The 24,098-nt window shown below is 58.0% G+C and carries 22 protein-coding genes and 1 pseudogene; 16 read left to right on the top strand and 7 right to left on the bottom strand.

What is annotated here, in order from left to right; genetic code table 11:
* Window positions 1–64 precede the first annotated feature (64 nt).
* The 12 genes from LOY45_RS13475 to LOY45_RS13420 all read left to right on the top strand — a co-directional run bounded on the left by LOY45_RS13475 (window position 65) and on the right by LOY45_RS13420 (window position 10,899).
* On the top strand, window positions 65–256 hold the full coding sequence (locus LOY45_RS13475) for a Flp family type IVb pilin (RefSeq protein ID WP_115086648.1): 192 nt from the start codon (window positions 65–67) through the stop codon (window positions 254–256).
* Window positions 257–928: 672 nt separating this feature from the next.
* Entirely contained in the window at window positions 929–1,120 is a 192-nt protein-coding gene (locus tag LOY45_RS13470) for a Flp family type IVb pilin (protein ID WP_038995325.1), read from the top strand.
* Between the two features lie 29 nt (window positions 1,121–1,149).
* Window positions 1,150–1,668 (top strand): A24 family peptidase, encoded by a 519-nt coding sequence (locus LOY45_RS13465; protein WP_115086647.1) that lies wholly within the window; start codon window positions 1,150–1,152, stop codon window positions 1,666–1,668.
* Between the two features lie 14 nt (window positions 1,669–1,682).
* Window positions 1,683–3,011, top strand: coding sequence for an AAA family ATPase (locus LOY45_RS13460; RefSeq protein ID WP_115086646.1), 1,329 nt, complete (start codon window positions 1,683–1,685; stop codon window positions 3,009–3,011).
* 16 nt (window positions 3,012–3,027) lie between these two features.
* A complete protein-coding gene (gene cpaB / locus LOY45_RS13455; RefSeq protein ID WP_134064691.1) occupies window positions 3,028–3,831 on the top strand; it encodes a Flp pilus assembly protein CpaB in 804 nt (267 codons plus the stop codon).
* Window positions 3,832–3,940: 109 nt separating this feature from the next.
* Window positions 3,941–5,284 (top strand): TadE/TadG family type IV pilus assembly protein, encoded by a 1,344-nt coding sequence (locus tag LOY45_RS13450; protein ID WP_258579306.1) that lies wholly within the window; start codon window positions 3,941–3,943, stop codon window positions 5,282–5,284.
* A gap of 8 nt (window positions 5,285–5,292) precedes the next feature.
* Window positions 5,293–5,763 (top strand): TadE/TadG family type IV pilus assembly protein, encoded by a 471-nt coding sequence (locus tag LOY45_RS13445; protein ID WP_115086644.1) that lies wholly within the window; start codon window positions 5,293–5,295, stop codon window positions 5,761–5,763.
* Complete coding sequence (locus tag LOY45_RS13440) at window positions 5,763–6,266, top strand: TadE/TadG family type IV pilus assembly protein (RefSeq protein ID WP_258577806.1); 504 nt, start codon at window positions 5,763–5,765, stop codon at window positions 6,264–6,266. The genes LOY45_RS13445 and LOY45_RS13440 overlap by 1 nt, the downstream gene beginning before the upstream one ends.
* Window positions 6,260–7,477 carry an AAA family ATPase gene (locus LOY45_RS13435; RefSeq protein ID WP_115086643.1) on the top strand — a complete coding sequence of 406 codons (1,218 nt, stop codon included), beginning with the start codon at window positions 6,260–6,262 and terminating at the stop codon, window positions 7,475–7,477. The genes LOY45_RS13440 and LOY45_RS13435 overlap by 7 nt, the downstream gene beginning before the upstream one ends.
* Before the next feature lie 3 nt (window positions 7,478–7,480).
* Window positions 7,481–8,914, top strand: a complete 1,434-nt coding sequence (locus tag LOY45_RS13430) for a TadA family conjugal transfer-associated ATPase (RefSeq protein ID WP_115086642.1) — start codon at window positions 7,481–7,483, stop codon at window positions 8,912–8,914.
* 2 nt (window positions 8,915–8,916) lie between these two features.
* Window positions 8,917–9,903 (top strand): type II secretion system F family protein, encoded by a 987-nt coding sequence (locus LOY45_RS13425; protein ID WP_115086641.1) that lies wholly within the window; start codon window positions 8,917–8,919, stop codon window positions 9,901–9,903.
* Between the two features lie 27 nt (window positions 9,904–9,930).
* Window positions 9,931–10,899, top strand: a complete 969-nt coding sequence (locus LOY45_RS13420; protein WP_115086640.1) for a type II secretion system F family protein — start codon at window positions 9,931–9,933, stop codon at window positions 10,897–10,899.
* An 87-nt stretch (window positions 10,900–10,986) separates the two neighbouring features.
* Here the strand turns inward: LOY45_RS13420 and LOY45_RS13415 are convergent, their stop codons facing one another.
* The 4 genes from LOY45_RS13415 to LOY45_RS13400 form a co-directional block, all read right to left on the bottom strand.
* Window positions 10,987–11,247 (bottom strand): DUF3613 domain-containing protein, encoded by a 261-nt coding sequence (locus LOY45_RS13415; RefSeq protein ID WP_115086639.1) that lies wholly within the window; start codon window positions 11,245–11,247, stop codon window positions 10,987–10,989.
* Between the two features lie 2 nt (window positions 11,248–11,249).
* Entirely contained in the window at window positions 11,250–11,987 is a 738-nt protein-coding gene (locus LOY45_RS13410) for a tetratricopeptide repeat protein (protein WP_115086638.1), read from the bottom strand.
* 26 nt (window positions 11,988–12,013) lie between these two features.
* Window positions 12,014–13,255, bottom strand: a complete 1,242-nt coding sequence (locus LOY45_RS13405; RefSeq protein WP_115086637.1) for a type II and III secretion system protein family protein — start codon at window positions 13,253–13,255, stop codon at window positions 12,014–12,016.
* Between the two features lie 326 nt (window positions 13,256–13,581).
* Entirely contained in the window at window positions 13,582–14,493 is a 912-nt protein-coding gene (locus LOY45_RS13400; protein ID WP_258577805.1) for a LysR substrate-binding domain-containing protein, read from the bottom strand.
* Here LOY45_RS13400 and LOY45_RS13395 point away from each other — a divergent pair.
* On the top strand, window positions 14,487–15,971 hold the full coding sequence (locus LOY45_RS13395; protein ID WP_258577804.1) for a serine hydrolase domain-containing protein: 1,485 nt from the start codon (window positions 14,487–14,489) through the stop codon (window positions 15,969–15,971). The genes LOY45_RS13400 and LOY45_RS13395 overlap by 7 nt on opposite strands.
* A gap of 719 nt (window positions 15,972–16,690) precedes the next feature.
* Complete coding sequence (locus LOY45_RS13390) at window positions 16,691–18,121, top strand: hypothetical protein (protein ID WP_258577803.1); 1,431 nt, start codon at window positions 16,691–16,693, stop codon at window positions 18,119–18,121.
* A gap of 99 nt (window positions 18,122–18,220) precedes the next feature.
* On the opposite strand, the gene LOY45_RS13385 is transcribed toward LOY45_RS13390, so the two are convergent.
* Window positions 18,221–19,234 carry a DNA-binding protein gene (locus LOY45_RS13385; RefSeq protein WP_258577802.1) on the bottom strand — a complete coding sequence of 338 codons (1,014 nt, stop codon included), beginning with the start codon at window positions 19,232–19,234 and terminating at the stop codon, window positions 18,221–18,223.
* An 87-nt stretch (window positions 19,235–19,321) separates the two neighbouring features.
* Here LOY45_RS13385 and LOY45_RS13380 point away from each other — a divergent pair, with 87 nt between their 5' ends.
* The gene (locus tag LOY45_RS13380) at window positions 19,322–20,461 is read left to right on the top strand and encodes a site-specific integrase (protein ID WP_258577801.1); all 1,140 of its coding nucleotides are present in this window, start codon (window positions 19,322–19,324) and stop codon (window positions 20,459–20,461) included.
* 276 nt (window positions 20,462–20,737) lie between these two features.
* Complete coding sequence (locus LOY45_RS13375) at window positions 20,738–21,208, top strand: hypothetical protein (protein ID WP_258579327.1); 471 nt, start codon at window positions 20,738–20,740, stop codon at window positions 21,206–21,208.
* A gap of 13 nt (window positions 21,209–21,221) precedes the next feature.
* Here the strand turns inward: LOY45_RS13375 and LOY45_RS13370 are convergent.
* Together LOY45_RS13370 and LOY45_RS13365 are read right to left on the bottom strand one after the other, a co-directional pair.
* Window positions 21,222–21,422: pseudogene (locus tag LOY45_RS13370) on the bottom strand (S24/S26 family peptidase); the annotation flags it as partial.
* A gap of 364 nt (window positions 21,423–21,786) precedes the next feature.
* Window positions 21,787–23,676 carry a hypothetical protein gene (locus LOY45_RS13365; protein ID WP_258577800.1) on the bottom strand — a complete coding sequence of 630 codons (1,890 nt, stop codon included), beginning with the start codon at window positions 23,674–23,676 and terminating at the stop codon, window positions 21,787–21,789.
* Window positions 23,677–24,098: the final 422 nt, after the last annotated feature.

Below are 24,098 nucleotides of genomic sequence, written 5' to 3'. Positions count from 1 at the left end.
GATTCAAACAGGCGGCACACTAAGTCTCCGCCTCGGCCAATAGAACTTAGATGAGGTGAATAAAATGAATCTGCAATCGATCAAAACGTCGGTGCTGAAATTCATCAAGGACGAAGAAGGCCTGACTATTGTGGAATACGCGGTAGCGGGTGGTTTGATTACACTGGGTGCCGTGGCCGCTTTCGTGACACTGGGGGGTAACGTGAGTACCGCCATTACCAGTTTGGGTTGTGCAGTCAAAGGCACCCCTTGCTAGTGCCACAACACGCATCGTCGGCCCCGCCCGGAGCGCAAGCAGCTTGCTAGCCTCTGGGCCGTGGCGGCGACGAACACCTGGCCACAGGCTGAGGGACGTGTCGCGAGGATAAAAACGCATCATATGGACTCTGCCTGGTTGGTTAACCATGATCCCGTTCGGACAAGGTGGAGTCTTCTCAGCCGCGGCGCTGCAGGCTAAAGGCCTGCGTGCCGAGCCCCCCCAACAATCCAGTCTCTTGGCGCGTCAGACTTCACTGTCCTGGCCCCGCTCCTGATATTTCTTCCTCGTTGACCAGTATCGTCGTTGTGTTGCCTGCGAGCAGATCAAATCCTGATAAGAAAACGCTGGCTTAGACCGTATTGGCGAGATTTGTTTCTCGGCGTATTGGCACTGTTTCGGGTCTTTGCAGGGTAGCGGGAAGCGACCGAGTTTCGCCTGCGATTAGGTTACAGCGTTATGTAAGTTATTTCCTATTGATCGCTTGCGTTAGGGTTTCAGACGGTGTGCTTAGTGTTTTTTCTTACGCGGTTAATACCGCAAAAAACTCGCAAAAAACTCCTAGCGTTGAGCAAAAAACTCCTAACCCCTGGGTTGTACTACTGACTAATGTTCACCCAGGCAGTACGAAAAGTGCTGCTCTAAAAAAACAAACTGAATGAGGTGAGCAAAATGAATCTGCAATCGATCAAGACGTCGGTAGTGAAGTTCCTCAAAGACGAAGATGGCCTGACCATTGTGGAATATGCGGTGGCGGGTGGGTTGATCACCCTGGGCGCGGTCACCGCATTCACCACGCTGGGAACTAACGTAAAAACTGCCATTACCAGCCTGGGCTGCGCAGTCACAGGCAAAACTTGCTAACACCCCACCGTCCACAGAGGGTTGCAGTCATGAGCATGGAGCAATCAGTCGCAATTGCATCGTTGCTGGGGCTGCTGGGTATAGCGGTGCTGAGCGATCTTCGCCATCACCGTATACCCAACCTCTTGGTCTTGCTGGGCTTGGGTCTGGGTTTGGCCGGCCAGGTTTACACCTTGGGTGTCATCGGGTTCGGTTATGGGGCGCTGGGCATGCTGATCGGTTTTGCCGTTTTTCTCCCGATGTATGCCTTTGGGGGGATGGCGGCCGGTGACGTCAAATTAATGGCCATGGTCGGCGCCTTTCTTACTCCGCTTGACGCCCTTTGGGCCGCGCTGTTCAGCCTGATAGCCGGCGGTCTATGCGGAATATTGATTGTCCTCGTGCGTGGTCAAGTACAGCAGACCATGGGGCGCTACTGGCTGATGTTGAGAGCCAGGGCCTATTTCTCGCCAGCGGTTGATGAAGTGGCAGGCAAGCCCTTTCCCTATTCAGTCGCAGTCCTGCTCGGCACTTTGACCAGTGTCTTCTGGCTGCCCTTCGGCCAGTAGGTCAGGAGAACACTATGTACGCCATCAGCAACAGCAGCGTCACTCACGATGAGCGCGAACAAGTCGTGCAGCGGTTGGCGCCACAGCCACGCACCATCCGTGAAACCGGGCTGGCGGACAACTTGCTCGGTGATCTGGTCTGCAAGCATCTGCACGATGCCGGCGTGCTGGACATGTCGCGGCTGGTGGAACGCCTGGCACTGACAGGCGCGGTACTTGAAGAAATACTGACCTTCCTGCGCAAGGACGGTCGGGTCGAAATTCTCGGGCAAGCCGGTGGTCAAGCCTTGCGCTACGGGCTGACTGAACGCGGTCGCAGCGCCGCCCGTGATGCATTGGCGCGCAGCGGGTACATCGGTGCGGCACCCTTTCCGGTGAGTAACTATCGCACGCTGCTGAAAATGCAGACCATTCACCACGGTCGTATCAACGCCCAAGACATGCAACAGGCCTTTGGCGGGGTGGTCCTGGCGCAAAGCATGCTCGACCAACTGGGGGTGGCGCTCAATTCTGGCCGCGCAATCATGATTTACGGGCCGGCGGGCACTGGCAAAACCTATGTCAGCAGCCGCCTGATTCGCCTGTTTGATGAAGCCATCTGGGTACCACATGCCATTGCGATCAACGATTCGGTGATCGAGATTTACGATCCGCAGGTACACCGGCGCCTGGGTGGCGACGATGAACTGCAGAACAATCTGCTGCTCGATGAAGGGGTCGATCGCCGGCTACTGCGCTGTGAACGCCCGGTCATCATTACCGGCGGCGAGTTGAGCATGGACCAGCTGGATGTGCGCTACGACCCTTCCACGCGTCAGTACCAGGCACCCTTGCAGCTCAAAGCCAGCAATGGCCTGTTTGTCATCGATGACATGGGGCGTCAACGCATGTCGCCGGCCGAGCTGTTCAACCGCTGGATCGTGCCGATGGAGGAGAAACGCGACTTCCTCAACCTCGGCGGTGGGCGGCACTGTGAACTGCCATTCGACCTGATTCTGGTGTTTTCCACCAACCTCAATCCGCTGGAGCTGGCCGACGAAGCGTTTTTACGGCGCATTGGCTACAAGCTGCAGTTCGGTTACCTGAAACCCGAAGAATACGAACGCATCTGGCGCCAGGAGAGTGAGCGACTGGGTGTTTCTTACGATCCGCAGCTACTGCATTACGTGCTGCAGGAGCTCTACGGCGTTGAAAACATGCCGCTGGTGCCTTGCCACCCACGTGACCTGTTGAACATGGCCATCGACCGTCAGCGTTACCTGGGCGGCAGCGGGCCGTTATCGGCGCAGGAACTGGAGTGGGCATGGCACAACTATTTCGTACAGCTCGACTTCCTTGGATAGATAAGGAGACACCGCCATGAGTTCTCGTACTTTCATCTTGATTGCCTTGTCCGTGATCCTGGGGTTGGGCGCCGCGTGGATGGCCAACACCTGGCTCAGTGCCCGACTCAACGCCAGCCCCGACGATAATCAGCAGAACGTGGTGGTGGCCACCGTGGAAATCGCGTTCGGGCAAATGGTCGAGGCGCAGCAGGTGACGCTGGTGCGCATGCCCAAGGACACGGTACCCGACGATGCCTTCGATGCCATCGACAAGGTCGTCGGCAAGATCGCCACCTTCTCCATGTTGAGCGGCGACATCGTGCGCGGTGCGCGTGTGGCCGAGCACTTGGGCGGGAGTACGCTGGCCTCGCTGATCGAACCCAACAAACGCGCGATTTCGGTACGCGTGGATGATGTGGTGGGGGTGGGTGGGTTCCTCTTGCCGGGTAATCGGGTCGATGTCCTGGCGACCAAGCAGACAGGTAACACCGGCAACGCCGAGTCCCGCACCATTCTGGAGGACTTGCGGGTACTGGCCGTGGACCAGACCGCCAGTACCGACAAGACCCAGCCGGTGGTGGTACGTGCAGTCACCCTGGAAATGACCCCCGATCAGGCAGAACTGCTGGTCAAGGGCATGACCGACGGGAAGCTGCAACTGGCCCTGCGCAATCCACTGGACAACAACAAACTGCCCGCGGTCGCCAAGCCAGTGGAGCTGGCCCAGGTTGCGCCAGTGCCACCGGTCAAGCAGATCGTCCAGCGCAAGAGCGAACCTGGCGTAAGTGGCATCACGCTGATCCGCGGTATCGAAGTCAAACGTGTGAACACCCTGTAGCTGACAGGCGCAACCGTTGAAGGCATCGCCCGCCAGGTAGCGTCGTCGCTTGGCGGTGGTGGGCGACGGCACCCTGCAGATCAAGGTCGGCAGAACTCTGGAGGGCTTGATGATGAGAGCACGTATCCACCAACCACTCCGTGCGTTTCCAGGGCAACAGCGCGGAACGATTATTGTGCTGGCGGTGATCGCCATGGCCGCCATCTTGTTGATGGGGGCTCTGGCGCTGGACGGCGGCCATATGCTGGTAAACAAGGCCCGGCTGCAAAATGCTGTCGATGCCGCAGCCCTGAGCGGGGCCAAGACGCTCAGCGAGGTGCACGGTGCGACCGGTGCCGCCAGCCTCACGCAAGCCGCTGCCCTGGACACACTGACACTTAATGCCAATGCCAGTGGCAACAAGGAACTGGCCAACGCGGTTGGTAATAATGCATCCGGCTTCGCCACGGTGGAGCTGTCTGCCAGTGTCTATGGGCCTTTTTCCTTTCCGGGCCCGGCCAATGCGAGCTATGTACGGGTATCGGTCGCCAGTTACCCGCTGAGCGGTTTTTTCTGGGGCATGCTGAAGGCAATCGGCGACGGCGTTGCCCCGAACAAGGCCGTGGCCGCGGTGGCCACCGCCGGCCCCAGCCCTGCCAGCCCTTGTAATATCACGCCGCTGATGGTGTGTGGCGACCCGAGCAAGAACGACCCCGCTGCCGGGATGTTCTGGGGGTTCAAGTACGGTGATTTGCAAGTGTTGAAAACGGCGGCGAACAACAGCTCGGCAATCGGCCCCGGCAATTTTCAGCTGCTCGACTTCGGCTCGGGTGGCAACACCGTGAGGCAAGGCCTGGCGGGCGGCATCAATCAGTGCAATAGCGTCGGCGACAACGTCCTGACCAAACCGGGCAACACCGTCGGGCCTGCCTCGCAAGGCCTGAATACGCGCTTCAACCAATATTCAGGTGGCCTCAGCGCAGCAGACTATCCGCCGGACCTGGTGATTACGGCCAACGACAAGTCGTTGACGTACACCGGTACACCGGAACAGATCCAGTACAACAATCAGACCATCACCTCCACCAATGGCAACCTGGTCACGGCCAGTGGTGAAGCCCTGTACGACTACAACGACTGGGTACGGGCCTCTGCCGCTTGTGTTGCCGGCACAGGCGGCGGCTGCCTCGGCAACGGCGCGTTCGAGCGGCGGATTCTGAAAGTGGTGATCGGTAATTGCTCGGGCAAGAACGACGGGGCGTCGTCGATTCCGGTGTTGAGTTTCGGCTGCTATTACGTGATGCAACCGGCAAATCAACAGGGCAACTCGGCGCAGATATTCGGCCAGTTCGTCAAACAGTGCGAGGGCGACAATGTGCCCGGCCCCAATCCTGTCAACGACGCCGGCCCGCAGATCATTCAGTTGTACAAAACCTATATCGATAACAGCCAGACACCGAGTACCGACTCTTAGGAGGCCTTATGGGACACCGTGGACGCAAGCCGCCGAAGGCCCAGCGTGGGCTGGCGATGGTGGAAATGGTGATTACGCTGCCGCTGCTGTTGCTGATGCTGTTCGCCTTCGGTGAGTTCGGGCGCATGTTGTTCCAGTACAACAGCCTGATGCAAGCCAGTCGTGATGCCGGACGTTTTGTCGCCGGCCAGGCCTGGAATGCAACCTTGGGCAAGGTCGAAGTGAGCGACGCGCTTCGCGCCCAGGCCCGGAGCGTCGCGGTGTACGGCGTGCCGGCCAACCCCAACGGCTACCCGGCGGTGGTACCGGGGCTGACCACCGGAAATGTCTCGGTGACGGCAGTGGGCACTGATCACATCCAGGTCAGTATCAACTACACCTTCTTGCCGGTGATCGGTAGCGCAATCCCTGCGTTCTATGGCCAGAGCGAACCGCTTGGCCTGACGTTGACCTCTACCGTGGTGATGAGGGCCTTATGATGAATCTCAAGCGTATGCGCGGTGTGTATGTCGTTGAGTTCGCGATTACCAGCCTGGTGTTTTTCACCTTGCTGTTCGGCGTGCTGGAAATGGGTCGGCTGTACTTCACCGTCAACGCGCTGAATGAAAGCGTACGCCGCGGTGCCCGCCTGGCGGCGGTGTGCGATATCCACGATCCGGTCATTTTGCGTCGGGCCATTTTCAATGCGGCCGGTAACAGTGGCACGAGCAGTCTGATCGGCAACCTGGCCACGGCCAACCTGAACCTGGTCTACCTGGACGAGGACGGTGCGGTGGTCGCCAGCCCCGGCGATCTCAGCGGCGCCAGCGGCTTTCGAGCCATTCGCTACATCCAGTTACAGCTGAGCAACTTCACCTTCAAGCTGTTGATCCCCGGGTTCGGTGGGGGGTTCACCCTGCCGGTGTACAGGTCGACCGTGCCGCGTGAAAGCCTTGGTCGGCAACCCGAGGCGGGAGTCACCCCGGAGATTACGCCATGCTAAATACCAAAGAAGCTCCCGTCGCCAGCGTGACTGAAAAAACAGGCATGCGCCTATTGATCAGTGGACGTGACGTGACTGCGTTGAACCATCTGAAAACGTTGAGCCAGTGCCTGCCCAACCTGAACGTCAACACGCGCCTGGTCAGCAACGGTCACACCGACCCGCTGTATGGGCTGGAACAGATGCCTGATCTGTTGCTGTTGCGGGTCAGCCACTTGTGGCGCGAGGAGCTGGCGGCCCTGCTGCAGCATCCGCTCAAAGAGCGACCGCCACTGTTGGTCTGCGGCCCGCTGGATGAACGTGAAGGCATGCGCATGGCGATGCAGGCCGGCGCCCGGGATTTCTTGCCCGAGCCAGTGGCGGCTGACGACCTGCAGGCGGCAATCAACCGCATGTTGCTGGAGGTCCATGCCGAACAGGGCACAGGCGGCAAGTTGGTCGCGGTGATGAATGCCAAGGGCGGATCGGGCGCCACCATGCTGGCCTGCAATCTGGCTCATCAGCTGAGCATCCGCGGCGGCAGAACCCTGTTGCTGGACCTGGACCTGCAGTTTGGCACGGTGGCCCACTGCCTGGATGTGCTGCCGACGCACAGCCACATGGAAGTGCTGAAACAGGTCGACGAGCTGGACAGCATCGCCTTGCGCGGTTTCTGCAGCCACTTCAGCCCGACCCTGCATGTCCTCAGTGGCCGTACGGGTGAACTGTGCCTGTCGCAGGATGTGCGCCTGGAGCAACTGGAAAGCCTGTTGCGGCTGGCGCGCAGTACCTATGACTGGGTGGTGGTGGATTTGCCGCGGCAAATCGACCACCTCACAGGCGTCACGCTGGAGCAGGCGGACCGGATCTACATCGTGATGCAACAGAGTCTCAGCCACCTGAAAGACGGCACGCGCCTGACACGCATCCTGCGCGACGACTTGGGTGTGCAGGGCAATCGCTTGCAGGTGGTGGTCAATCGCTACAACAAAACCTCGCCGGTCAGCCTCAAGGACATTACCGAGGCCCTGCGCTGCACCGACGTGCAGAAGCTCCCCAACGACTATTCGGTGGTCAGTGAAAGCCAGAACAGCGGTGTACCGCTGGAGGTCCACGCGCCGCGTGCAGCCGTGACTTTAGCCTTGCGTGAGCTGAACCAGAACCTGATCGGGGTGGTGGCCAGCGAGCGGGGGCTGTTTAAACGTACCTTTAGCCGTTTGTTCGGAGGGTAAGCCATGCTCAGCGACTTTCGTAATCGCCTGCGTCAGCATGCCGGCAAAAATGCTCCGGCAGACGCTCAGGATGTACAGACCGGCAGTGAAAACTGCGCCAGTGTGCTCATGGCCTGGGAGGCCGCCATACCGGACGTGCTCTACGAAACCCGGACCAAGCTCAATCAGGTGGAGACCGAGTGGCGGGAGAAGATCTACCAATTACTGCTCAAGGTCATGGACCTGTCATTGCTCGATTCCCTGGAGCCTGCCGAAGCGACGCGGCAGATCCGCGAGATCTGTCAGCGCCTGCTCGACGAGCACTCGGCGCCGGTCAGTGCCAGCAGCCGTCAAATGATCATCAAGCAGATCACGGACGAAGTGCTTGGCCTTGGCCCCCTGGAACCGCTGTTGGCCGACCACAGCGTGTCCGACATCCTGGTCAACGGGTTTGACTCGGTGTATGTCGAGCGGTTTGGCAAGTTGCAGAGAACCGATGTGCATTTTCGCGACAATCACCACCTGCTGAACATCATTGACCGTATCGTCTCCAGCCTGGGCCGGCGCATTGATGAGTCGTCACCGCTGGTGGACGCCCGGCTGAAGGACGGTTCCCGGGTCAACGCCATTATCCCGCCGCTCGCCATCGACGGGCCGAGCATGTCGATCCGGCGCTTTGCCGTGGACCTGCTCAACACTGAGAGCCTGGTGAAAATGGGCACTCTGACGCCCTCCATTGCCCTGATGCTCAAGGCAATCGTCCGTGGCCGCATGAATGTGCTGATCTCGGGCGGTACCGGCAGTGGCAAGACCACCATGCTCAACGTGCTGTCCAGCTTCATCCCGCACAACGAGCGGATCGTTACCATCGAAGACTCGGCCGAGTTGCAATTGCAACAGCCCCATGTGGTACGCCTTGAAACCCGTCCCGCGAATATCGAGGGCAGGGGCGAGGTGAGCCAGCGCGAACTGGTGCGTAACAGCCTGCGTATGCGCCCTGACCGCATCGTGATCGGCGAGGTGCGTGGCGCCGAAGCGCTGGATATGTTGACGGCGATGAACACCGGACACGACGGTTCGCTCACCACCATTCATGCCAACACCGCGCGCGACGCCCTGGGCCGGATCGAGAACATGGTCTCGATGACCGGTGCGACCTTTCCGATCAAGGCCATGCGTCAGCAGATAGCTTCGGCCCTCAGCGTCGTCATCCAGCTGGAGCGTCAGGAGGATGGCACACGGCGCCTGGTCAGCGTCCAGGAGATCAACGGCATGGAGGGAGAAATCATCACCATGACCGAGATTTTCGCCTTCGTGCGCAACGGTATTGGTGAGCACGGTGAAGTCCTCGGTGAATTTCGCCCCACCGGGATGGTGCCGGCATTTCGCGATGTGCTCGCCAGGCGCGGTATCGAGCTGCCGCTGAGCCTGTTTCGGCCTGACTGGATGGAGGGGTAAACATGAGCCAAATTCCCAGTGAGTTTATTCTGGCGTTTCTCGGCATGGTGTTCACCGCCATGTTCCTGCTCAGTCAGGGCCTGGCGGTTCCGGTGTTTGGTGAGGCCAGCAAGGTACGCAAGCGTATCCGCAGCCGCCTGAACCTGCTGGAAACCGCCAACAACCAGGTGAACATGCAGTCGGTGCTGCGCCAGAAATACCTGCGCCGCTTGTCACCGTTGGAAGCCCGTCTGGAGCAGTTGCCGGCGATGGAGTCGCTGGCACAGATGATCGAGCAAGCCGGGCATGACTATCGCGCCTACCGGGTACTGTTGCTTGGGTTGGTCCTGGCGCTGGCAAGCGGGATCTTGGCTTGGCTGTTCAGCCAACTCTGGTGGCTGGCTGTCCCTGCGGCCATGCTGGCGTTCTGGCTGCCGGTGCTGAAGATATCCCGCGACCGTGGCAAGCGCTTCGCCCAGTTCGAGGAAGGCCTGCCCGATGCACTGGACGCGATGTGCCGGGCGTTGCGTGCCGGTCATCCGTTCAACGAAACCCTGCAGTTGGTGGCTGAGGAGCACAAGGGGCCGGTCGCCCATGAGTTCGGCCTGACCTTCGCCGACATCAACTACGGCAACGATGTGCGTCGGGCCATGCTCGGCCTGCTCGAACGCATGCCGAGCATGACCGTGATGATGCTGGTGACCACGGTGCTGATCCACCGCGAAACCGGCGGCAACCTGACGGAAGTACTGGAACGGTTGAGCAGCCTGATTCGTGGGCGCTTTCGTTTTCAACGCAAGATCAAGACATTGTCGGCCGAAGGGCGCATGTCGGGTTGGATACTGGTCTCCGTGCCTTTTGTATTGTCTGCGGCGATTGTACTGTCCAGCCCGACGTACCTGCCCATGCTGCTCAACGAACCCCTGGGCCAGAAAATGGTGATCGGGGCATTTGTGGCGATGCTGATCGGGATTTTCTGGATCCGCAAAATCATCCGCATCCAGGTTTGAACATCGCCAGGTGTCGAGGAGGGGGTCATGAACTATCTGCTGAGTCTGATCAACAGTGCGGTGGGCGACGAGCAACTGGCGCGCCTGTTGTTCGCGGGGGCCATCGGTTTGAGCGTAGTGCTCGCGGTGGCAACGCTGGTGTTGCTGGTGCAGGGGTTGCAAGACCCGGTACAGCGCCGTCTTTTGCTGATTAAACGCGGTCATGGCGGGGAGAGCTACGGGCAAAGCGCGCCCAGCAACCTGCAGCTGTTGCTGGAGCAAGTCGGCCAGCGCTTTTCTTCGGTAGAGGAGGGCCAGCCCTCGGCGACCCGAACGCTGCTGACCCATGCCGGCTATCGTTCGCACGCAGCGGTGCAGATGTACTGGGCGATTCGCCTGTTGTTGCCATTGGCCATGGTGGGCCTTACGGTGCTGGCATTGCCGCTGATTCCAAAACTGTCGCTGACCGTGGGCATCGTCGTGCTGATCACGGCGCTGGGTGTGGCGTGGCTGTTGCCGTCCATTTACGTCAACGCGCGCAAACAGGCACGGATGACCCGATTGCTCGTCGCCTTCCCGGATGCCCTGGACCTGATGGTGGTGTGTGTCGAGTCGGGCCTGGCCTTGCCCCAGGCGATCGAGCGGGTATCCGAGGAAATGGCGGTCAGCCAACCCGATCTGGCCGTGGAGCTGGCGCTGGTCAATTCCGAGATCCGCGCGGGGATCCCCAGTACCGAAGCGCTCAAGCGCCTGGCCGAACGTACCGGCCTGGAAGACATTCGCGGGCTGGTCAGCTTGCTCGCGCAGAGCATCCGCTTTGGTACCAGTGTCGGGGCCACCTTGCGTATCTACGCTGAAGAGTTTCGCGACCGGCGCACCCAGTTGGCGGAAGAGAAAGCGGCTAAGATCGGCACAAAACTGATGTTCCCACTGATTTTCTGCCTGTGGCCGAGCTTTTTCCTGGTGGCTATCGGCCCAGCAATCATTGGCGTGTTCAAGGTCTTCGGAAAGCTGTAAGCAGAGGCGGGCAAGCCTCAACGACATGGGGCCTCTGCCTCCAGCGGGTAAACCCGCTGGAGGCAGAGGCCCCATTGCTGTTAAGGGTTACTTCCTCTGTCCGCCGGAGTACTCCTTGTAGAACGGAGGGATGGGATGTTTGTAACTCTCCAGCCAGCGTTGCAGGCTCAGGTCGCGCTCGCTGGCCGCGGCTGTTTGCCGGATAGGCGAAGCGGCCTGACCGCGAGACTGCAGCAGTAACCAGGCTTCGGTTTCCTGCTGTTGTGGCGATGAAGGACCGGGTTCGATGGCCTGGGCGGCGAGCGGAAGAAGCAACAGTCCCAGGCAGCTGAGTATGTTCTGTTTCATCACTACCTCTGCGTTGTTGGCGGATTGACACCGGATGGCGACGGATCGAGCACCGTTGCTACCCGATCACTGGGTACTGCTACGGCCTTGGCCGAACTTTTGAGTTTTTCGGCGCGTACCTGGGCTTCGCTGACTTGCTCGGGGCTCAAGCCCATGCGACTGACCAACTCCGAGGCTTGCTTCCAGTTACCTTGATAAATCAGCAAGGTCACCAGGTTGACGGCCGCCAACTGATCGGACTGCTTCAATTCCATGGCGGTAATGAACTCGAAACGTGCCTCTTTGAGTTTCAGTTGCTTGAGGTAGACCACGCCCAGGTCGTTGCGAATTTTCTCGTCAGTGGGGGACAGTTGCGCGGCCCGCTGCAAGTGCTTTAGCGCCTGCTCGGTGTCGGTGTGCGCGGCGGCCAACTGGCCCAGGCCGTGTTCCCCTTCGGCGGCGAGGCAAGTCCCCAGCAAACTGCGGTACAACGGCTCGGCCTCGTTTTGCCCAAGCATGCGGTAGATCTTGGCCTTGCGCAGGCGCACGGCCGCGAGGTCAGGCGGCAGGTTTTGCAGATTGGCCAAGCCTGCGTGCAACTTGCCGTCACTGATCATGTCATCGGCCATGCTCAGCGACAGCTCCTGATCCGGGCTCGGCTTGGCGCACGAGGCCGAGCCCATGCCCGACCATCGTGCGCCTCCATCGGTAGCGCAGCCGCTGAGCATCACCAGTCCCAACGCCGCAATCATTGTCTTCATGCTGTGCTCCTGCAATGTCCTGGTGCTCATTTCGACAAGCCGCTGAGCTTGTCGAAGTTACCGTCTTCGAGGAAATACATACGGAACCAGTTCGGGTCGTAATTGCGCAGTTTTTCACCCGGCAATGTAGGCAGTCGGGCACCCGCCGCCAGCGGTTGTACCAGGCGCGGGGTCACGATCATCAGCAGCTCCTTTTCCTCGCGACTGATGGTGGAGTCGCGAAAGAACGCCCCAAGAATCGGAACGTCGCCCAGGCCAGGGAACTTGCTCACCGATGAGGTATTGGTCGAACTGATCAAGCCGCTGATCACGAAGCTCTCACCGTCAGCCAGGGAAATACTGGTGTCAGTGCGGCGCACCCTCAACCCGGGAACGATAAAGTCCTGGATCCTCACGCCGTTTTCATAGTCGAGTTCACTGACTTCCGGTGCCACCTTCAAGGCGATGCGATCGCGGCCAATGATGGTTGGCGTCAGGGTCAGGCGAATCCCGAACTCTTTGTACTCAATGGTGACCGTGTCGCTGCCACTGCTGGGTACCGGGATAGGTATCTCGCCGCCGGCCAGGAAGCTCGCACTCTGACCACTCAACGCCACCAGGCTCGGACGCGCCAGGGTGTAGGCAAAGCCACTGCCTTCGAGCGCGTTGATCAAGCCAAGCACGTTGCCGCCACCGAAACCGATATTGAAACTGCCGTTATCCAGCGGGATACGGGCTGCCGTGTTGCCAAGCTGGCCGGGCGACACGGTCACCAGGGGGACGGTGCCGGGGGAGCCAAACAGGAAACTGCCGCCTTTGCCGAAGATCGACGTGCTGGCCTCTTTCAATTTGGTACGGCTGACCTCGACAAAGCGGATATCGGTCTGTACCTGGCTGGGCAGCGTTGGGTCTTCCGAGGGCGGCATCACCGTGCTCACCAGCGAACCGGCCCCTTTGCCCTGGACAAACACCATGCTCTGGCGAGGTGAGCTGGAACATGCGGTCCAGACCATCAGGCTGGTAGCGCCGGGGGCAATACCGGTCACCAGGAAGTCTTTATTGTCATTGAGGTGCACGTCGGCGATTTTCGGATCGCCGACAGCCAATCGAGTGATGGCCACATCCGAGCTCATCACCGTTTGCATGCCTTCACCGACTTCGAGGACGGCGGGTAGGGGGGCTAGTGTTGCACAGTTGCCGGGGGCTGCCAGGGCCATGCTGGCAGGTAATCCAGTGAAAACCAAAGTCCACGCAGCTCGCTTGAGTACTTGCACGTAATCATTGTTCATTCACTGCTTCCTTGTCTGGTTTAGGTCCGCTTGTACGGATCGTTCACACCTATTGGTCGCCTGGCGATCCCGAGAGGGGACTGCTCTTTTGGTTTGAATAACTGTCGTTGTTATTTGACGTTAGCGCAGAAAGGTCAAAATGCTATGAATTGTAAAAAAACGATTTCCAGTAGCGCCCAGGCCACCCTAAACAGGAGGAGCAGGGGGGCTGTGGCTATCCACCAAAGCCCTTTTTATGCTCGTCACTTATAACTCAACTAAATAGTTATTTAGTTGAGTTATATTTTAAGCTTATAAGAGAGCAGGGCAGTAGAGTGCTTTCCGGCTCAGTCGTGTTCAACGGCCGCGTGGGGAAACTCCTCGCGCAAGGCCTGATTCAACCACTCGATAAACCACACTGCATCTTCCGAAAGTGGTTGTTGCGGTGTCAGTACTTGATAGGTTTCAAGTGCGACCGCCGCATCGGTACAGCGCACCAGGGAGCCGTCTGCCAGCTCATGCTTGACCAGCACATCGGTCGCCAGAGCAATCCCATGCCCACGTCGGGCCAGGTTCAAGGCAATGTCGTTGCTCATGTGCGAGGCATTGGACCTGACCTTGAGCGTTAACGTCAGCGCCGCGAACCAGCTGGTCCACCAGGTACCGTCGTCGACGTGGATCAGGTCACAGGTTGGCAGGTCCTGCACCTGGAGGGTTTCGCGCTGCAATTTCGCCAGGTACGCCGGCGAACAGACCGGGAAAACTGCAGGTTTGATCATGGTCAGAAATACCCCGGCGTGTTCACCTGGCAAGCCATAGCCAATACCCAGGTCGGCTTGACGGGCATCCACCGAAGTGAACGAGGCGTTGGGTTCGATGGCCAGCTTCAGGCCCGGCCGCAGGCTGCGCAAAGCGTCGATATGCGGCGTCAGCCAGCGCGAAGCGAACGCCGGCACGCAGAGGATGCGCAGCCAGCGTTCCTGTTGCCGGCATGCGATCTTCGAGCCGGCATCGGCCAGTATCTTCAGTGCCTGGGTCGCTGCCTGATGCAACTCAAGCCCGGGCGCGGTGAGGGTAACGCCGCGTGGTGTGCGCTCCAGCAGCTTTACGCCAAGCCAGTCTTCAAGGTTTTTCACGTGCCGGCCGATTGCGGGCTGGGTCACGTGCAGGGCCCGGGAAGCGGCGACATAACTGCCCAGGCGAGCAGCCGCCTCGAAGGCACGAATGGCATTGAGCGGAGGAAGCCGGTCGCTTGGCATGGCATTCACTGTTGTTAGTTTTTTTAATATCGACCGGGACTTTATTGTTCTTTTCCAGTTCCGGCAAGTTGATAAGCTCGAAAGCGACTGGCGGAAATTCATTGAAAGTCGAGGAAGCGCTGATGTTACGCAGAACAATAAAAAAACAATCCACCCAGGCTTTTTCGGTGCTGGCACTGGCCATCGCCACACTGGGTTTAACTCATAGCAGCGCTAGCCTGGCAGCTGTCGCCCAAGCAGTAGACTGCGGCGTTCCGGGGCTGAAAGTCTGCCCGCAACCCTACGACGAAACGCTGCCCGATCCCCACAACATGCTGACCTGGGACCAGGCCACGCGGGTAGTGGGTTTTCGTAATACCTACCGCCTGTACGAAGGCGATGTATTCAGTAACCAAGGCGCCACACCATCGCCGTTAGCACCGGCCGGCAGCCCGATGCCAGCCATTCACTATGCAATGAACGGCAATAACTACAACATCGATAACTACATCGCCAACCAGAACGTCACCGGCCTGTTGATCCTCAAGGACGGCAAGATTGCCTACGAGTACTACGGCAAAGGCAATACCGAAAATACCCTGTGGACCTCGCGTTCAGTGGCCAAGTCAGTGGTCAGCGTGCTGGTGGGCGTGGCGATAAAGGAAGGCAAGATCAAGTCGGTGGACGACAAGATCACCCTGTATATCCCTGAACTCAAAGGCACGGCGTGGCAAGACGTAACCTTGCATCAACTGATGCAGCACACCTCAGGCGTGATCTGGGATGAAAACTACGCATCACCTGACTCCGATTTTTCCCATATGACCCAGTGTGAGGCCAAGCCTGCGCCATACGACTGCGTGCTCAACCTGGTCAAATCGGTCAAACGCAAACCCGGGGTCAAGCCGGGCGAAGTCTGGTCCTATAACACCGGCGGCGCCTGGCTGGTGGGCCGCGTGCTGGAAAACGCCACGGGCATGACCATTGCCAAGTACCTGGAAAGCCGCGTGTGGAGCCGTTACGGCATGCAGCAGGATGGCATCTGGCACGCCTTGGTCAAAGACAAGGTCGACATGGGCGGCCACGGTTTCAACGCCGCATTGCGTGACTGGGGCCGCTTTGGCCAGTTTGTGCTCAGCGGTGGTCAGCTGCCATCCGGCGAGAAAATACTGCCGGATGACTGGATTGCACGTTCGACGCACTGGACGACTGCCAAGGGTTCGGTGACACCATCGGCACCTAATGGTCAGTACGGCTATCAATGGTGGTACTCGGCCCCGGCACCGGACGCCAATGTCGAGCCGAAGAAAACCGCCACCAGCGAGCAAACGTTCTGGGCGCTGGGGATTTACGGCCAGACCATCGCAATCAATCCAGCGGAGAAACTGGTGATGGTGCAGTGGTCGACCTGGAAGAACGCAGAGACACCAAGCTCGCTGTATGACGAGCAGGCGTTGTTCGTGAATGCCGTGAGTCAAGCGCTGGGCGCCGAGCACTGAAGTCGTAGAGGCTGGAGTCGGGTGGTGGCAGGATTGAAATCTGTCCTGCCACCACCCGCGTGCTTCTATAGCTGACTACGCATAATGTATATTATGTTAAATCGCATAGCTATGTTCAATGTCTGTCCATGTCACCAGCCCCCGAAAACCAGACTTTGCCTCGATTGACCATACAACCCTCGAATCAAGCCGTTACGTTCCATCCCTTCAGTCTCTTCTCAGCTTCGCATCCCATGCATCCCTGAGTGCGAGGTTTGAAAACCATAATTCTGCAATCAGAAACCTTGACTCAGTCCAATCATCGCTCTGGGTTTACGACTGAGACTGCGCTGAACTGCACCGAGCTGACTATTGATTAAGTTTAAACATCTCCAGTCATGCCTGTGCTCTGCTCGACGATCGGCACAATTGCGTAATCCAGCGTCCAGGCTGATTCACAATCAATCCTCACGGCTCAGGCAGTCTAGAACTGAACAACCTCCGCCAGCATCCTTTGGCGTCTACAATTTCTTTTCATAATTTGGCACTCCACAGCCTAGGCCCCAGCGTCGGCTTACCTTGGGCCAAGCTCGGACGCCAGCAAGCAGCTCAATGCCGATGGTCTTGTTACGCTGCGTTCTAGAGACCTCAGTGCGTCTCATGGCCACCGCTATGTTTTTCAAAACTCGAAGACCTGCCTTGCACTAGTCGCTCCACCAGCGCCTGAGGAGCTTTAAGTCATGATGAAATCAGCGAGGACATCGATTAAGAACCCAGCGGGCAAATCACACCCAAAGCCGGCGCCTAGCGCACCGCACGATTCACCAGCGAAGGCAGCGGATAAATCAGCGAAACAGATGGATTCCTTCGTGCCTTACCCTTTGTTCCCGCCTTTTGTGCTGCTGGGTGACCATCAAGGCTTGGAGCGCCCAATTAATAACGACGTCCGTACGCGGCTCGATACCCTAGACCCCGCACTGAAGGCATTTCAAACGTGGCGCTTCGGGATCGACTTCTTGGCCAAGCAGTGCCAACGGCCGGAATTCACTCCAAGGCACTACAAGATGGTATGCCCAGTACTCGAGACGATGATGCATTGGAGCTGGTCGATTCGGCACAAATCGCTCCCGGAATGGCAAGAAACGGATGCCAGCGAGTTCATGCACTTCGTCATGCGCCTACCCATGTCGTGGATCTCTAAGACTGGTGGGACGCGTTACCTACAAAGCAAAGCAGTGTTCGCGGTTAACCCAATTAACGACAATTGGCGCCCGATAGTCAGAAAGCAGCTCGCAGGCGATTCCATCTCGTCGTCAGACTCCACACCAGAGTCAAGATCAGATTTCGCACTCGGAACTGATCAACACCGGCAGGTATTCATGCACAGTGGGAGGGATTTTTTCGACTACCTAGGTACCGCTCTAACCACAACGACACAGAATCCGTTCGATGGCCTAAAACCGAGAGACTTCGAGGCTCGCCGGAGGAAAACACGGACGGTTTTTACGCCGGCGCAGCTGGCAGATGTGATGTCGACGGCACTGTCCTTGGCTGAGCACGATAAGCAGTGGCAGCCGTGGCTCCTCGTCGCAGCTGTGGCCATCTACTCTGACGTCCCGCTGCGCGCGCTGGGGTCATCATCGGTACTGAGACTCACGTTTTCAAGCTTCAAAGCCGACGGCGCGGACTCCCGAACGACAGGCAAAAAACAGACATCACCGGCATGGTTTGAAAGCCCTCACTACCCTCGCCTGCGCTTTCCTCTGCATCCTCAGTTCGCGGCCTATTTCCGTCGATACGACCAGTTCAGACACAGTCAGAATTCAGACATTACCCCTCAGAGTCTGCTGCTGCCTTTGATGGATGGTACTGGCGGGTACGCGGGCCACACCATGGTCGATATTTTCGGCAGGTTCACGACTAGCATTTTGAGGCGGCTACAGCAAAGTCCGTTCGCGGCGAACGCCCGCTGGCGCGGTGGCGATCTGTTTCAGGCTGGGGCATTAATCACCTTCCTCAACCTGAGGAAGTCGGCCAAGACAGCTGGATGGGTGCCGAGCGCGGTGAGTATCGCTGAGCCCCTACAGGATGCTAATACGTGGCCGGATATTGGCATCGGTAAACATCTCCCGGCATCAGAGTGGCTTCGCAAATACGCCAGTACGATGTAGTTTTGGGTGCGCATCGCAAGTGAAATCAGGGTCTTGGCCCTTCGGACTTTCCAGCCTCGTTCCGGCGTGCTCCGCTTGCGGAACGCAATCAGTCGATGCTCACCGGCCTTTTTCGGGGGCCTTGCGCACGCGTGCTGGCCGTTTAGGGCTGGTGGTAGTGTCCTGCAGCTTGGCCTGCTGGGCGAGGGTGTCGGCCCGCGCCTGTACCGCCGCGGCGTGTTCGCGCATCGTGCCCAGCTCGGCGTGAGCGGCCTGCAGGCGTTGTTGCTCGCCGTGAAGCTGTTCCTCCACTTGCACAGCCCTCTCGCGCCATTGCTCCACCTGCGGGCGCAGCGCGGCCACCTGCGTCCGTGCCTCGGCGCCCTGCTCCCGCGCGTCGGTTAAGGCCGACTGGCTGGTTTGCAGGGCTTGGTGCGCGAGCTGCAGGCGTGTATTGGCATCCTTCAGTTGGGCCGCCAGGCCCTTGCTTTCTTCACGCGCACGGTCGATTTCGCGGAAAGCGCGATTCTCTACTTCTTGGGTGTAACGCTCCTGCTCGAGGCGCAGCTGCGCCGCCTGGGTCTGGCTGTCCTGCAACTGCTGACGCAGCGTATTGGCGTCCTGGCGTGCTTCATCCAGCTGGTTGCCCTGCTGCTCACGCTGCTGACGTAGGTCATCGATCTGCGCCTGGCGCTGCACCAGCAATTGCTCCAGGTCGGCCAGGCGGGTCTCGCTGGCCTGGCGGGCGGCGATGGCTTCGGCGGTTTGCTGGCGGGCGCGGGCTGCCTCCAAGCGCAGCTGTGCCTGCTCGGCCGCCAGTTGCTCGCGCTCTTCCGCCAGTACCTGGCGTTGCGCCGCTAGTGCCTGTTCCGCCACGCCCTGGGCCAGCAGCGTGGCCTGCTGCCAGATGGCGACAAAGGCCTGCGCCACCTCCGTCGGCAGTCCGGGCAAGCGGGTCTCGCCGCGCAGGCGCCCGGCCAGCTGTTCCCACCATTGATCGAGCAGCGCGCCGACCCGCGCCGGACTGCCGCGGCCGAGCTCCAGGCGCACGCGTTCCACCGTCGGCCGCTCGCCACGCGCCAGCACCGCGTCCGCTGCGGCGAACACGTCGTTTTCCGGTACGCCTACCGCCATGCCCTGCCCTCCGCTATATTAGGTCTGATAATAAAAGATTATCCGACCTTAAATTTTGAATACCTTGAATATAATACGTTGAACGTAATGAATAATACACTTCCGCTCGACGGCGCGTCACTGCCGCCACTGGCGCTGCATGACCTAGCCGACAGCACCCGCGCTGCCGCCGAGGCCTTCATCGCCGCCGGCACTGCCGCCAACACCGTGCGCAGCTACCGTAGCGCCCTCGCCTACTGGGCCGCCTGGCTGCAGTTGCGCTACGGCCGCGCGCTCGGCGACGGCGCGCTGCCCGCCGCAGTGGTGGTGCAGTTCATCGTCGATCACCTGGCCCGCCCGGACGGCGCCGGCAGCTGGACGCAGTTGCTGCCGGCGCACCTGGATGCGGCGCTGGTCGCCGCCGGGGTCAAGGGTAAGTTGGGTGCGCTGGCCTTCAGCACGGTCAGCCACCGCCTAGCGGTGTTGGCCAAGTGGCATCGGCTGAATACTTGGGACAATCCCTGCGAGGTCGCGGCGGTGAAGACCCTGCTACGCGAGGCAGGCAAGGCCCAGGCGCGCCAGGGCGTGGCGCGGCGCAAGAAAACCGCGGTGGTGCTCGAACCGCTGCAGGCAATGCTTGCCACCTGCACCGACGGCGTGCGTGGGCTGCGCGATCGCGCTCTGTTGCTGCTGGCCTGGAGTGGTGGCGGCCGCCGGCGTTCGGAAGTGATAGGTCTGCAGGTCGAAGACCTGCGCCGACTGGATGCCGACACCTGGTTGTATGCGCTCGGCGCGACCAAGACCGACACCGGTGGTGTGCGCCGCGAGAAGCCCTTGCGCGGGCCGGCGGCGCAAGCCCTGAATGCATGGCTGGCAGCCGCCCCGGCCAGCAGCGGGCCACTGTTCCGCCGCCTGTACAAGGGTGGCCGGGTTGGTAGCGCTGGCCTGTCGGGCGACCAGGTCGCGCGTATCGTCAAACGCCGCGCTCAGCTGGCTGGGCTTGATGGTGATTGGGCCGCGCACAGCCTGCGCTCAGGCTTTGTCACCGAAGCCGGGCGTCAGGGTGTGCCGCTGGGTGAGGTGATGGCGATGACCGAGCACCGCAGTGTGACCACGGTGATGGGCTATTTTCAGGCAGGCGCGTTGCTGGAAAGTCGGGCTAGCCAGTTGTTTGGCGAGTCCACGGAGGCCGAGGCGATGGATGAAGCACTAACGGCGGACAATCAGCGCCGCCACCCTGACGTGTGACGATCTAGGCTGGCCTGCTGGCGAGGACGCAATTCGTCCTGGCTAGCAATAAGCTGAAAAAGCAGGAGCAGGGAAGGCCTCCGTTTCCATCTAGCGAAGCTGAAGTCTAGGTCGCGGCAAGAAGGTATCTCAGCTATCGGCCATGGGTTATTGGAGTAGTGAAACGGCTTTTTGGGTTACTAAGTCCCCTCTCCTCCAAGCTTCTGGCAGACCACCTGACCCACAACTACGCTTGTCGCACCTCAGAGACATTTCCACTAGCGGGAGCGCGAATACATGACCAAGGTCAGGGGTACCGATCTTCGAGATCCGATACCGGGCGAAGATATCACCACTCCACAAATCCTCAACGGGCAAGGCTTTACCCTGCAGCCACGAACGGTAAAGGTGTTCAAGCCTACAGGTGCTCCCGTCAACCTCTACGACATTATGACCGACGCCCCGGAGCGCATAGGCATTGCTAGTCTGGTACTGGAACCCGACTCCCAACAGGTCATCGATGTTGGTCATGCATGTGCGAACCTCGCCGAGGATCAGACTGAACCAGATTTGTTGGCCCGTGTCGCAGAGTTGCTGATCACCCATGGCTACGAGCAGGGTCTGCCAAGCGTACGCGTAGTGGTACCTTCAGAGGATGCCAAATCCATTGAAGCCTGCAAGGCACAGGCTGGGCGTTGCCATCGGGAAGACAGCGTATACGACGGCAAGCACTTCGCATGCTTCGAATACCCGGCGACTGACAGGTAAAACCCAGGGTCGAGATCCCTGCACCTTCCATGCGGTGCCCTTCGATGCGCACCAGGTAAACATGCGGAGCTCGGATGCCCAGGAGCTCGTCGATGGAGATGTGTTGCTCGAGATGATCAGCAGTCGGCGATGGGAAGTCCGCAGGGACTTTGAACCAATAGAAGTGAAGCTAGACTCCGTCTTCAGCTAAAGGGCCGAGGATGGTGACGCTCATAATGGGTGCATTACGCCAAGACTGTATATGCATACAGTTAAAGCTGAAGGCGGCTGCTGGTCAACGCCGAGCGAGAAAATAGACCAGTGGAAATGACACCACATCAGTGGATTGCACGACTCGCCGCGAAGGACGACAACATAGATGCTGTGCGCAATGGAATTGCTGAGTTGGTAGCGGTAAGCATGAAGCTGTAGCGAGTCGTGCCGACTCGATAAGACGAACTTTTACGTCAGTAAAGGCTCAAGCGTTGATTGTCGCGCACCAAGCCAAACAGACGTTCATCGAAGTCTGAGCAAGTGAGTTGCTCAGGCCTCTAAAATAACACCCTTTGCTACCCACTGATCGGACAGGCCTGCAACACTCATGAGTAGACTGCAACACTTCCTATATTCTTAAACTCCTGCATATTAAAATTAACATTTTTCAAATATCCCTTCAGCACTGAGAATGATGGTGCAATTCTCTCAATATTTACCAATATTTGATCATGCTCTCTATCGAGTACTCCAAAAGTCTGGCGCGCAGCATCAATTGCGCTGACAGCCTTCAAGAAATGCAGGCTCAGCACTCCAAATGCACATGCGTAAATTGGGTGCACGGGCCACAGATGAGAAATGACCGTTTGCGAGCCTGAAGCCAGGGAGCTCGCTAGACCTCGCTGATAAGGTACGCAGTCAATAGCAGAAGTGGCTCCATCACAGATATTCAGAATAATATTTCTTTTACAGCCCGGCGCTGACTTACACTGCCGCAAAACATCCACACCAATCTTTGATGTGCCGCTAAACTGTATTTCATCAGCTACACCGCCGCCCCAATGATCATACTCGCCGTGTGCAGAAATATAGATGTGGGTATACTTCGGCTCCTTCATTACACTAAGGAACTGCTCCACCGAAGGATCAATAAAGATTTCGGCATCCTCACCAAACTCTGCACGAATAAATGCTTCTTCTACGTTGACCGTCACCGTGTGACTTGACAAAAAGAATACAAAGTGGCGATCCTCGGGATCATCCAGTATATCTTCCAGACTCACAGAAACGACTGGAGCCGGCTTACTTAACCTAAAGAGAGAGGATTGGATTGGAAAATTATGAGACGGAACCAACGTAAGGCTGTTTATTTCACTATAGATAGGATTAGCCAATTTGAAATGCGCTATTGTAGCGTCTGCCAATGCGCTCAAATCATCTTTCACGGGAGGCGCACCGCGCCTGGCTGAGTCAAAGTCCTCCCCCAGAATGCCCTCTTCTCCTAAAAGGCTAATCGCTGTATTAACCGAACAATTGCTCACTTGGATGAGTTTTTTATAGGTCTCATAATTGCCTTCTGCTGGAAATTCGTCTCTCCAGCTTGAGGTCATGATCGACAGGCGATCGCCATTTGCCAGCAAAAAAGCGTGCGAAGCAGTAAAATCGCCTAGTTTTTCCTTATCCTTCAGTACGCGCAAAAAACGCAGCATCAGAGAATATCTATTCTCATCATAAAACACCCACATCAGGGGCTTAAGGAAGTCTGTATTGCCCGCCGCCAAATGTTGACGCAGCGTTTTCCCCTTCAGTATTCGAAGCAGCTCGTCGATGTATGACTCTGCCTTGGAGATCTCGCAATAGTAGTTCAATACCGCAAGAGCGAGATTTACATGAGACAAATACGCGCGCTTTTTGTACGCATATACAATGTTTTCAGAAAAATCGTCTCTGCCTTTATTTATAATGGTGGACAGGTACAGAGCTTTGTATGCCTTATCCCGAGGTGAAGGCATAGTACGTTTTTTTATGGCATACAAGCACGCGGGGTGATGTTGTTTGCCATAAAAGTAGTCCCAGGTAGCCATTTGACTGGCCGCACTAAAACTTTCAGTGACGAAATCACTGAACCGTTCGACAATATGATTAGAGGCGCTCCAAACTTCCCGGGCAAGTTCAGGAATAGCAGCCATTGATCTGAAGTAAAAATAGCTTGCCTCCACCCACCGCAACACAACTTGAGGATTGCGCGCGCACCACACTGACAAAGTAGGGTCTAGAAACAAGGCCTTTATGTGAGACCAACTAAGCTCCGCCACCTTTCCAGCCTCATAGTCACGACCACTATAAAAGCTGAAAACTGCTTGACCAACATCCATGAGACTGCCAGTTGAAAGGGCATTAGCAGCGTCAATAATTTTTTGTCGATAGAACCCGGCAGGCGCATACTCATCAAAAGCAACAACATCCATAGTCATTTTTCCACTGTCGAGATCCATGTGTAATTTTCGCATTATCTCCCGTAAAGATCAATGATAGGCATCTTAACTCCACTCAATAAAATCAACGCACCGCCCTCAAGCCCGCATCAAAAAATTTATTGCTGCCGATATGCAAGGATATAAGTTGATGGCGTCGGCAGCCAAAGCCGGAAAATATCGAATGACAAAAAATCATCTTATGTGGAATTTATAATTTATATACTCTAGGTGCCAGTCGTTGTCGGCAAGGTCAGGAGCAAATTTACCGAGGTCATCCAGGGAACCGAAACATGTTACGCCTTCGCTTGCGCAATAGAGTATGATCATTATCAAGGGTGATTAACAGGTCGCCTAACTTATTAACCTATAAACTCTCCAAGCAAGGCGAATCAATCTTTTCCAACACAGCCACCTTAATAATTGGCAAGCTAGCTGGCAAC

This window comes from Pseudomonas wadenswilerensis (assembly GCF_024749185.1).
GTDB lineage: Bacteria > Pseudomonadota > Gammaproteobacteria > Pseudomonadales > Pseudomonadaceae > Aquipseudomonas > Aquipseudomonas wadenswilerensis.
Note: the sequence above shows the minus strand (reverse complement) of the source record. Positions and strands in the feature narration are given on the sequence as shown.